The organism is Microbacterium sp. LRZ72 (assembly GCF_033792225.1).
Classification (GTDB): domain Bacteria; phylum Actinomycetota; class Actinomycetes; order Actinomycetales; family Microbacteriaceae; genus Microbacterium.
Window position 1 is genome coordinate 1 of record NZ_JANGEX010000042.1, and the last position, 826, is coordinate 826.

General features: G+C 67.7%; 1 protein-coding gene. It reads right to left on the reverse strand.

The window, feature by feature from the left end; all coding sequences use genetic code 11:
- Positions 1–13: 13 nt before the first annotated feature.
- Positions 14–826, reverse strand: an 813-nt coding sequence (locus M4I32_RS15165) for an IS30 family transposase (protein ID WP_319035316.1), incomplete at its 5' end; no start/stop codon positions are given.

The window sequence follows — 826 nt, forward strand, 5'->3', positions numbered from 1 at the left end:
GTACTGCCTGGGTTCAACCGGTCGTTGCAACACCGGGTTGTTGGAGCGAGCGTAGCTGCTCCTCGAACACTTCCGCGGGCGTCTTCCAACCGAGGCTCTTGCGGGGACGATCGTTGAGCGCGAGAGCGACGGCTTCGAGGTCCTCGGCGGACCATCTGGAGAGGTCCGTGCCTTTCGGGAAGTACTGGCGCAGCAACCCATTGGTGTTCTCATTCGTCGGCCGCTGCCACGGCGAGTGGGGATCGGCGAAGAACACTCTCGTGCCCGTCTCGAGCGCGAACTGGGCGTGCGCGGAGAGCTCCTTCCCGCGGTCCCAGGTGAGCGTCTTGCGAAGCTGTTCGGGGAGCTTTGCCATTGACGCGGTGAGCGCGGCGTTCATCGCGACGGCGCCATAGCCGCCCAGCGCGGGACCGTTCTTGACCGGCGGGGTCTCGCCCCAACCGTCGAGCCGGGGAAGGTGCACCAGCAGGGTCGAGCGGCTCTTGCGTTCGACGATCGTGCCGATCGCGGACCGGCCCGTCCCGATGATCAGATCCCCCTCCCAATGGCCCGGGATGGCGCGGTCCGCGGCCTCCGCGGGGCGCTCGGAGAACACGACATCGGCGGTGACGTGCCCTTGCGGCCGGTTCTGCGCGCGAGCCCGCGGCTGCCGCAGCGCGCGGCCCGTTCGCAGGCAGGTGACGAGCTCGCGTTTGAGCGCACCACGGCCCTGGATGAACAACGATTGGTAGATCGCCTCGTGGCTGATGCGCATGGATTCATCATCCGGGAACTCGACCTTCAGCCGGTGCGAGATCTGTTCCGGGCTCCACGCGGTCGCCCACCG